6 protein-coding genes are annotated in these 11,640 nt (G+C 29.7%); 5 read left to right on the top strand and 1 reads right to left on the bottom strand.

Features of this window, described 5'->3' with window-relative positions:
* From MUN42_RS06950 to MUN42_RS06940, 3 genes are all read left to right on the top strand, one after another.
* Positions 1-664: hypothetical protein (locus MUN42_RS06950; RefSeq protein ID WP_243343902.1), on the top strand; the 664-nt coding region annotated here is incomplete at its 5' end.
* Between the two features lie 295 nt (positions 665-959).
* Entirely contained in the window at positions 960-7,076 is a 6,117-nt protein-coding gene (locus MUN42_RS06945; protein WP_243343900.1) for a TIM-barrel domain-containing protein, read from the top strand.
* Between the two features lie 97 nt (positions 7,077-7,173).
* The gene (locus MUN42_RS06940) at positions 7,174-8,058 is read left to right on the top strand and encodes a transcriptional regulator (protein ID WP_243343899.1); all 885 of its coding nucleotides are present in this window, start codon (positions 7,174-7,176) and stop codon (positions 8,056-8,058) included.
* Between the two features lie 217 nt (positions 8,059-8,275).
* Here the strand turns inward: MUN42_RS06940 and MUN42_RS06935 are convergent, their stop codons facing one another.
* A complete protein-coding gene (locus MUN42_RS06935; protein WP_243343898.1) occupies positions 8,276-8,416 on the bottom strand; it encodes a hypothetical protein in 141 nt (46 codons plus the stop codon).
* 632 nt (positions 8,417-9,048) lie between these two features.
* On the opposite strand from MUN42_RS06935, the gene MUN42_RS06930 reads away from it, so the two are divergent.
* Both MUN42_RS06930 and MUN42_RS06925 read left to right on the top strand, forming a co-directional pair.
* Positions 9,049-9,690: a radical SAM protein gene (locus MUN42_RS06930; protein WP_279323815.1), complete on the top strand. Its 642-nt coding sequence runs from the start codon at positions 9,049-9,051 to the stop codon at positions 9,688-9,690.
* 353 nt (positions 9,691-10,043) lie between these two features.
* Positions 10,044-11,630, top strand: a complete 1,587-nt coding sequence (locus MUN42_RS06925) for an ABC transporter ATP-binding protein (RefSeq protein ID WP_243343896.1) — start codon at positions 10,044-10,046, stop codon at positions 11,628-11,630.
* Positions 11,631-11,640: the final 10 nt, after the last annotated feature.

The following is an 11,640-nucleotide window of genomic DNA, read 5'->3' as shown; positions in this document are numbered from 1 at the left end:
TTCAGAAGACTCAGAGAATGTCATAGCAACTCCAGCAGAAGGAGATGAAGATGACTTTAGCTATGCAGATCTAACAAGTGGTTCAGAAGACTCAGAGAATGTCATAGCAACTCCAGCAGAAGAAGATGAAGAAGACTTCAGCTATGCAGATCTAACAAGTGGTTCAGAAGACTCAGAGAACGTTGTAGTAGGAGAAGGTGGAGAAGATACAAGCTACCAAGACCTAACACACAATCCAGGTAATGTTATAGAAGTGGTAGACAAATTTGAAGTTGGAGAACCAGAGACAGAAAATCCAAAGCCAGAATTTGATATAGATGCTGATACAGATAAAGATGGTTTGGCAAATGGAATTGAATTAGGTTTAGGAACAGATCCAGAAAAAGCAGATACAGATGGGGATGGATTTACGGATAGTGAAGAACTAGATAATAATTCAGATCCAAAAGATCCACAATCAAAACCAGAAACTAAAGTAGATCCTAACAAACCTCTAAAATCTAATGAAGATGATACAGAAGCTAAAAGTGCTAAGAAAGCAGATAAGAATACTAAAGAGTCTGACAACCCTAAAACTGGTGTTGTAGGTTCTATGAGTATAGCTAGCATATTAGCAGCAGCTTCAGGATCTCTATATATTAGTAAAAAAAGAAAAAATAAATAGTTACATTTTTTAAGCTCAAGCTAAGGCTTGGGCTTTTTTTGTAAAAAAGATAATTTATTTAACAGAAATAAGATAATGAATTTGTCTAACTGCAAGGTGATAAAGTTAAAAATTATTACATAAATAAATAAAATTTTATCTAAATTAAATTCAAAAAAAATTAAATAACTTAGATTGAAAAATACTTGCATGATTTATAAATATTGTGTATGATATTAACATATAAAGATCGTTTAAGAGGTTTTTATAGAGGTAGCGAATAATTATCACATTTTAAAAACGTTTGGGAGGAAGTATGCAAAAGAAAGATAATTTTAAGAAAGTTATTGAATTTAAAAAAGTTCAAGGCTTAGAAAAAAAACCTAGGTATGCAACAAGAAAATTAAGTATAGGTCTTGTATCTTGTTTGATCGGCTTTATGATTTTTCAATCTAAAAGTTATGCAAGTGAAGAAATTGACAAGGAAAGTTCGATCGTAGAAAGTAAAGTTGTAGATAATGATTTGCAAGAAGATAATGAAGATGTAAGTGAAAAATCTGAGGAAAATATAGAAAACAAAGATGGTAATATTTTAAAAGAAGAAGGTAAAGATGCTAATGAAGCTTCAAGTGAAGAAGCTACGGACCAAGCATCTACTGAATCATCAACAGAAGACCAAGCAGAAGAAGCTTCTAGTCAAGCAGATACTACATCAAGTGAAGAAACTACATCTGATGAGGTTCAAAATAGTCAAAGTGACAAGGAAGCCTTAGAACAAGCTAACTTTGATAATAGGGTTCAAGTTAGGGCAGCAGAGAGCTTGTTAGAAGAATCTAGAGAAGATATTCCTGAGCTAAGCAATGAAGAAGTTGAAGAGAAAAGTGAAAATGAAGAAAAAGCTGTAAATGATCAGAAAGCTGTAAATGATCAAAATGATAGTACAGAAGATTATAAAGTTACTGATATTAGACAAGAAGACTATAATGTTTATTTAACAGTTAAAGATGAAGGCGAAATGAGATTACAATTCTACAAAGACAATATGTTAAGAATTTACAAGGACCCTACATCTGAATTTAAAGAAACACTTGATCCTAAAAATGCAGGCTTTAAAGTTGAAGCTCAACCTTTGGTTAAGGGACTTGATGAGTATGTAGAAGAAGGCGAAGCTGTAATCCCAACCATAGAGACAATTGATGATTTTTATAAAATATCTACAGATTCTCTAAGTCTTTTAGTTGATAGGAAGACAGCTTTATTAAAATTGTTAAGAGCCGATGGTAGCACAGTCTTTGAAGAAACTAATCCTATCACATTTGATGGTACTTCTACTACCCAAACTTTAAAAACTGATGATGAAGAATATTTCTTCGGTGGTGGAATGCAAAATGGTAGATTCTCACATAAGGGAAGAAAAATAAATATAGTAAATGAAAATGGTTGGACTGATGGAAAAGTTACATCTCCTGCTCCATTCTACTGGTCTACAAAAGGTTATGGTGTAATTAGGAATACGTTTAAACCAGGAGCATATGACTTTGCAAGTAAAGATGCTGATCAAATTACAACAACTCATAATGAAAATAGATTTGATGCTATATATTTTACTGGAGACACTCCTACAGATATATTAAATGAATATACGGATATATCAGGAAAACCAGCTTTACTTCCTGAGTATGCTTTCTACCCATCTCACCTTAATGCTTATAATAGAGATTATTGGGTTAAGGTAGAAGAAGGAACTTATGGTGCAAGATTATTTGAAGATGGAAATTGGTATAAGGAATATCAACCAGATAGTTATAATGAATCTTATAACGGAGTAAAAGAAACTTTAGTTGGAGATGGATTATTTACAGCTACTTCTGTGATAGATAGGTATATTAAAAATGACATGCCTTTGGGATGGTTTTTACCAAATGATGGTTATGGTGCAGGATATGGACAAACTGATTCCTTAGAAGGTGATATAGCTAATTTAAAAGCTTTTGCTGAATATGCTAAAGAAAGAGGTATAGAAACTGGTTTATGGACTCAATCAAATCTTCATCCAGAAGATCCTGAAAATCCTAAAAAAGGTGAAAGAGATATTGATAAAGAAGTAAAAGTTGCAGGAATTAAAGCCTTAAAAACTGATGTTGCCTGGGTAGGAGCAGGATATGAATTTGGTCTTAATGGAGTCGATGATGTATTCAATATAATGGCAGATGAAAATATAAGACCTAATATTGTAACTCTAGATGGTTGGACTGGAACCCAAAGATATGGTTCAATTTGGTCAGGAGATCAAACTGGTGGTAATTGGGAATATATAAGATTCCATATTCCTACTTTTATAGGTGCTGGTTTAAGTGCTCTTCCAAATGTAGGAAGTGATATGGATGGAATTTTTGGAGGCTCTAATTTAATTTCTGTAAGAGATACTCAATTTTCTGCATTTACACCAATAGGTCTTTATATGGATGGTTGGGGATCTTACCAAAAAAATCCTTGGGAATTTGGAGAACCATATGCATCTATTAATAGAATGTATTTAAAACTAAAATCAGAATTATTACCATATACTTATACTATAGCAAATACATCTGCAGAAACTGGTACCCCAATAATGAGAGCAATGTTCCTAGAAGACCCTAACGAATTTACTTATAAAGAAAATGCATCAACTCTATATCAATATACGTGGGGAGATAATTTCTTAGTTGCTCCAATATATGAAGATAGTGGTAATATGAAAGAAAATGGAGATGATGTTAGAAATAATATCTACCTACCAGAAGGAAATACTTGGATTGATTATTTCACAGGCAAACAATATGAAGGTGGAGTTGTATTAAATAATTATGATGCACCTTTATGGAAATTACCTTTATTTGTTAAAAATGGTGCTATAATTCCAATGTATAAGGCAAGTAATAATCCAAATCAAATTGATAGAGGATACAGAATATTTGATATTTATCCTGATGGTCAAAGTGACTTTAATGTCTACGAAGATGATGGTAAGACCATGGATAAGTACAATAAAAATGCTTTTGCTAATACTTTAATAAAGACAGACCAAAATGGACAAGAAGTTACTATTACAATAGATAAAACTACTGGTTCTTATGATGGCATGGAAACTGATAGAGAAACAGAATTAGATATCCATGTTTCTAAGAAACCTACAGGAATTAATACTACTATTGGGGGAAAAGAAGTAAACTTAAGAGAAGTATTTAGCTTGGAAGAATTTTATAATTCTGATAATGTATATTTCTTTGATGAAAAACCAAACCTAAATAAATTCGCAACTAAAGGTTCAGATTTTGAAAAATTAGAAATAATAACAAGCCCTATCTTAAGATTAAAACTTGCAAAGGTAAATGTATTAGAAAATGAAATAGAAGTAGTAATTGAAGGATTTGAAAATAAAGATTTAACACAAGATGATGGACAAACAGAAGTTGCTCAAGATGTTTCAAATTTTGAAGAAGTTAAAGTAGAGAATAATCATGATTTCATAAGTTTGACTTGGGATGATGTTTCTAATGCAACAAGTTATGATGTAGAAATTGATGGGATTATATATACAAATATTAAGGATAATTCTTATATAGCAAAAGGGTTAAATCCTGATACAACATATAGTTTCAGAGTAAGAGCTGTAAATTCCAAAGGTAAATCTGAATGGACTAATTTATTAGAAGCTACTACCTCTGAAAATCCTTATAAAAATGCAATTGATGTGAAAGCTTACTATGGAATAAAAGAAGATGGTAGTACCTTAGTAGATCAAAGTGGAACTCCACTTAAAAATATGTTCGATAAAGACTTAACTACAAATTGGCATACACTTTGGGGAACATCTCAAACACCATTTACTATTTATATGGATTTAGGTAATATTTATGAATTAGACAAACTAGAATATTCTCCAAGAAATGATAAAGGAAATGGAACAATAGAGAAATACTCTATAGATTATAGCTTAGATGGAATAAATTGGAAAGAATATATAGATAGTAGCTGGGAAAGAAATGGAAAAACTCAATTTAGTAATCTTAATGGTTTAAGAACTAGATTCTTACGCTTAAATGTTAAAGAAGCTGTAGGAGGATTTGGTTCAGGTAATGAATTCTTTATCCATAAAGTTGATGGTAGCAAGTCTTATTTGATAGGTGACACAAACGCAGATAATAAGTTAGATGAAAATGACTTGACATTTGCCTTGAACTATTCAGGATTAAAAGAAATAGATTCAGACTTTGATTATGCTTCTATAATTGATTTTAACTTTAATGGTATAATTGATGCGTATGATATAAATCTAATTCAAACACTAGCATCACAAAGAGCAGTGGAAACACTATCTCCACAAGTAAATGGAAAATTAACTATAGATCAAGATAAAGAAAATATCAAAAAAGGAGAAAAAGTAACTTTATCTATAAATGGTGAAGAATTAAATGATATTAATGCTCTATCATTGATAATTCCATATAATAAAGATGAATTTAAAGTTATTTCTATTAAGCAAAGTGATCTAACTAATGATATGGTATCTTTCTCTAAAGATAGGACTCACTCAGATAATACAAGTGATATTATACTTTCTTTAGGAAATGAACGAGTAAATTCTATAAATGAAGATGGTCTTTTAGCAACAATTGTATTGGAAGCTTTAAAAGATACAAATTATAAATTTGAACCATCATTTTCTGTTCTAGTAGACACAGGTTTGTTTACAAAGGATGGATTAAGTGATCCAGTAATAGATGAAAAAAATTATATAGAAAAAATATCTAATACTCAAATAGCTGTAACAGGTGATGAAGATGCTTACGAAAGTAAAAATGGCTCACCTTTATCCAATGTAAATGATAATAATAAAAATACTTTAGCGGAATTAAAATGGGTGATTGATTCAAATCTTGATGAAAATGGAAATCTTCCTGAAAATGTAAAATTACCACAAATCATAACAATGACTCCAAATGATCCTGTTGAGAAATTAAATAAAGTTGTTGTTACAAAGAGAGCTAATGGAAATGGATCAATTAAAACAATAATTGTCAGAGCTTATAATGGAGATGAATTAACCTTTAATTCAAATGAAGTAGTCGTTGAAAAAGATGATACTGAAGCTATAATTTCAATCGGAGATGTAAAAGCAACAAGAGTTGAAGTTGAAATTTTAAATACTTATGATAGTGCTGATAGTAAACCTATGATGAGCATTGCAGAAATAGAGCTATTCGAAAATAATAAGCCAGAGGAGCCAGAAAATCCTCAAGAACCTGAACAAAAAGAAGATTACTTCTCTGTTTCAGAAGATGGAGATATAATCTATAACCACTCAAATGGAGAAACAACTCCTATGGATTTAAATAATAAAGAAATATTTTCTGGTGAATTTAGTGTAAATGAAGATGGAAATCTTGTATATACTCATACAGATGGAAAAGAAGCTATCATTGATGTAAAAGAAGGAAGATTTGTTCAAAAAGAAAATGGCGATATAGCTTATATAGAAGACGAAAAAGAAATTATTGTAGTTAAAGCTGCAGAAGAAGATAAAGCACCATATGAAGGTAGTGTAGGCTTTATTCCAGATAACTTAGATTATCAAAGCGAATATGTAGAAAAATTAGAAGCAGCTAGAAAGCTAGAAGAAGCAAAAGAAAAAGCAAAAAAAGCTCTAAAAGTAGCAGGAATAGAATCAGATTTCTATGCAAAATATATAGACAAAGCTAATACAATAGAAGGAATAGAAGCATACGTTAAGGAAGTTATAGGAGCGCATATAGACAGTGTAGTAACATCAGCAGAAGAAGATGAAGATGACTTTAGCTACGCAGATCTAACAAGTGGTTCAGAAGACTCAGAGAACATCATAGTAGGAGAAGGCGGAGACGACTTTAGCTACGCAGATCTAACAAGTGGTTCAAAAGACTCAGAGAACATTATAGTAGGAGAAGGTGGAGATGACACAAGCTACCAAGATCTAACACACAATCCAGGTAATGTTATAGAAGTAGTAGACAAATTTGAAGTGGGAGAACCAGAGACAGAAAATCCAAAGCCAGAATTTGATATAGATGCTGACATAGATAAAGATGGTTTGACAAATGGAATTGAATTAGGTTTAGGAACAGATCCAGAAAAAGCAGATACAGATGGGGATGGATTTACGGATAGTGAAGAACTAGATAATAATTCAGATCCAAAAGATCCACAATCAAAACCAGAAACTAAAGTAGATCCTAACAAACCTGGAAAATCTAATGAAGATGATACAGAAGCTAAAAGTGCTAAGAAAGCAGATAAGAATACTAAAGAGTCTGACAACCCTAAAACTGGTGTTGTAGGTTCTATGAATATAGCTAGCATATTAGCAGCAGCATCAGGATCTCTATATATTAGTAAAAAAAGAAAAAATAAATAATTATCTTTTTTAAGCTCAAGCTAAGGCTTGGGCTTTTTTTGTCATTTTTATGATTTATGATATTATTATATTAAATCATAGATACATAGAGGCTAAGATGACAGATGAAAGAAAAGAATTTGGCAAAAAACTAATAGAAATAAGAGAAAGAAAAGGCCTAAGACAGGCTGATGTAGCAGAGATTATATATTTGAGCGAAAGAAGTATAGGTAGGCTTGAAAGAGGAGAAATAGAATCTGCATCTGTAGATAGCCTAATAGAACTATCCAAAATATATGACCTAGATATCCTAAGCTTATACAAAAAATATATTTATGGAAGTTTCTGCATACTAGAAGAAATCAAGAACTCGTTAGATATAAATGCAATTTTTCTCACAAAGGATATGAGAATAGACCTTTTAGAAAAAATAGACTTAATAAAAGATAGCAGAGAACTAAGAGCAAGAAAATATGAACTAGACCTCCTAGATTTATTTATACGATATTTAAACTTTGAAATAACTAGCGAAGAATTAAGTGAAATATACGAGGACCTATCCTCAAGTAAAATTAAAAGAAAAAACTTCGAAAATCTCGACCTTCAAGGCATAGACCTCCGCATATTATTAAATATAGCAACCACTTCCCAGGATTTTAAGGGAATTGAAAGTGTGGAGATATTTAATAAGTGCAAAAATCAAGATAAAGAGAAGATAGTAAAAATAGCTACTTGTAATAACCTTGCTAATTGGAATATAGTAAATAAAAATTATGAAGAAGCTATTAAAATAACAAATGAAGGGATAGGATATGCAAGAAAAAACTCTTCGATAGATGCTTTAATATACTTATATTTTTCAAAGTTTCTTGCTTGTTATAGAGCTAATAAAGATTTTGAAGAGTCCTTAACAGCTACAAAAGTGTTACTAGCAAATATCTTAAATAAAGATTTACAGTTTCTAATAAATAAAAAAATTAAAAACATATTGGGGATGAACTGATAGAGTTATTATAAAACAATGAATAAATACCGACCTGTAACTAGAAAACTCTCTAGGAAATTTACCCCTTGATTTCAGGAAGTACATTTTATATATCTGTATTGACGAGGCAAAGTTTCAGTTGAGTTTTTAATTATTATAGGTCGATTACTAGAATGTGATAGTAGTGATAACAATCTAGACTAATTTATTCATACTGTAACAACACTTTTTAAAGTCAAATAGACTCAGATATATATGTAGTAGATTTAATCATAACAATATTATCTTCATCATCAGCTAGAGATTCATTCATAGTAGACAAAAATGGCATTATAAACATGAGTGACACTAATATTAAAAATCTAAATTTTTTCATAAAATCGCCTCCTTATGTTTTATATAGTAAAGAATATGAATTACTTTGTCAGAGGCACATGTGCCTTTGAAATTTCGATTATATTGTTGTATTCTTGTATTGAGAATATTCTTAATAAAAAATAGGAGGAAAATATGAAAAAAAAAATAGAAAATTTAATTATAGCTATGAATTTGCTAAAAAATGCACATTTTGCAAAAGGCGATGGATGGGAAAAAACAATTAGTATTATGTAAAGTAATGTATAATCAAGCAGTATTTTGAAATACTGCTTGATTGCATATTAGGGAGGATTCAATGCCAAATAATTATATTTTTAGACCAGAATATTTTGGAGGAATATTGATAGATAGGGATACCTTTGAAAAATGGGAGCTAGATGAAAGACATTCACTTTACTTGTGATATATTATCATATTAGAGATGTTGAACAATCTCTTAAGATGTTAAACGATTTTTATGAAGATATAAATTTAGATGAAGAATTAATTTTATTTACTAAGAATAATATTTATAATATGCCAAAGAAATATACATACAAAAATAAATTGACTGAGTTTAAATCTTTTTTATAAAATGAATTAATACTGCTTAAAAAAAGAAAATATCTTAGTGCACCATTAGAGTTAAGTATGTATCTAACTAGTAAATGTCAATTAAACTGCGATTTTTGCTTTATGAATGATCTCATTAGAGGTAGTAATAATAGTATACCTGTAAATAAAGCATTAAAAATAATTGATATGTTTGTAGATAATGGAATTGAAAGTATATCTTTACTTGGTGGAGAGCCACTATTATATGAAGAAATTTTAAGTATATGTGAATTCATAGAATCTAAAAAAGTGCATTTCACTATAACTACAAATGGAATTTTACTTAATGAAAAATTTTTAAGAAGCTTAAGTAAATTTAGCTATTTAAAGCTAGCTTTCTCTGTCATTAATATAAAAGAAAGTAATAATATGTACGGTAACAAAATGTTAAAAAATATTAAAAAAAATATAGGTTTAGCATCAAAGATGGGAATTAGAACATCTATTAATACTGTATTAATTAATCAAAAAATAGAGGATTTAGTAGAAATAGTAGACTTTTGTAATGAAAATAATATTGAGAGATATTCAATGGCTACATTTGCAAATGTTGAAACAAGAGCTAAAGTAACTTTATCCATAAACGATTGTATAAATTTTTATTTAAAACTAAGTGATTATGTAAATAAGAATAAGTATAATATAGATTTAGCTTTGGAAGGGTGTATGATTTATTAAGCAGCGTACGGAGGTGAAGATATTGATATATCAGATTTTCAACGATTATCTTATGGATGTCAGGCAGCACAGACTAATATTGATATTATATTTGATGGGAACGCTTATGCTTGTAGTTTATTAAGGGACAAAAGTGTGATTGAAAGTGATGTTTTTAATAAAAATTTTGATGAAATATGGGATTCGGTTAAATTTTCACCAATAAGAGATTATAAGGTATTAGATAAGAAATGTAAATCTTGTACTTATAATATATTTTGTAATGGGGAATGTTTTGTTGATAAACAGATTATTAATAATAAGTATGATGAATCTTGTGATCCGAAATGTTATAGATATTTAGGTGTGTAGTAATGTTGGTGTATCTTTTTAAGAAAAATAAAAAATTGTTTATCAAAAGCCTTATATTTTTGTTATTATTCTCCTTGAGCAGGCCAGTTTTTTCTAAGTTGATAATTTATTATACCAATTTATCAAAATCAGAAACTGGAGTTAATATTGGATATTTGCTATTACCTGGCTTATTGTATCTGTTGGGGTTCTTTTTGGTTAATTTATTATCTGAAAAGTACTTAGATAAGTTTATGATAATGTGTAAGCAATGTTTGAATGAGGGAGTCTATGAAAGCTTACTGGATACCCATGGATTAAACTTTGATAAATCGTATTTAACTAGTATTTTTACAAATGATATAGATCAGATTTCGAATGATTATATCCAGGGGTTGACTCAAATTGTCTATTTTCTAGTGTCTTTTCTGGCTGCAAGTCTAGTTATATATTCCTTATCTGGTAAGATTTTGCTATATTTGATAGTTATTTCTACTCTAACTTTTATCATACAAAAATTGCTTGCTAATACTTTAGCAGATAAGCAGTATTCCTATAATACCAAGTTTTCAAAAATCATAAAAATATTAAATGAAAGTATTGATAATATTAGAGAGATAAAAATTTATAATTTGGAGGATAAGTTCAGATATAAGTTTAAAAATGCTTCAATAGAAGCTAATGAGGAACTTTTCATGTTGAATTTTGCTGAAGATATGGTTGAAGTAATTAATCAGACATCTGCGACTTTAATCGAGGTTGGCCTATATATTGTAGGGGTTGTTTTGATAATTGGTGGTAAGCTCACTATTTCTGAATTGTTAGCAATTGTTGTTTCTTGTGATTCTATAACTCTTCCTATATATTCGTTTTCTAGAACTTATGCTAAGTTTGCAAAGACTAAGAAAACTAGGGAAAAACTGATTGAAATTATAAATGGGTCCAATACATCTAAGGGCGATTTTAAAATATCTACAATAGATAAGATAAGAGTAGACGATTATGCTTGTAAATATGACCTAGACCCTATAAGCGATAGTGTTAGTTTTTCAATTAACTATGGAGAGAAAATCTTGATTGTAGGGGAGAATGGATCTGGCAAATCTACACTTATTTCTTCAATGCTAGATTTTTCCAGAAATCATGTAGGGGACATATTTATAAATGGGCTAAATATAAAAAATATAGATAAAGAGTCATATTATAAAAGGATATCATTTTTAAGTCAAAGCTATGTTTTAACAGAAGATACAATAAGGAACAATATCATAGGAAATGAAGTTTATTTGGAGGAAAAATATAATAGAATAATCGATGGATTAAATATTAAGAATTTCGATAAATCCACTAGGGTCAATGAAAATAGAGACAATTTAAGTGGAGGAGAAATGCAGAAAATAAGTATAGCAAGAGCTATTTATAAAGATAGCGACATACTTATTTTAGATGAGCCTTTTTCTGCGCTCGATATGAAAAGTGTTGACAAAATACTGGATACCTTACTAAAGGATGAGAGAAGTGTAATAGTGATTTCCCATAATTTGAGTCAGGATAAGCTTGAAAAATTTGATAAAGTTATTAATATCAATAGAATGGCTAAATATTTGTAATTATGGTAAT

It is taken from the genome of Anaerococcus sp. AGMB09787 (assembly GCF_022808955.1).
GTDB lineage: Bacteria > Bacillota > Clostridia > Tissierellales > Peptoniphilaceae > Anaerococcus.
This window is presented reverse-complemented; position numbering and strand designations above follow the sequence as displayed.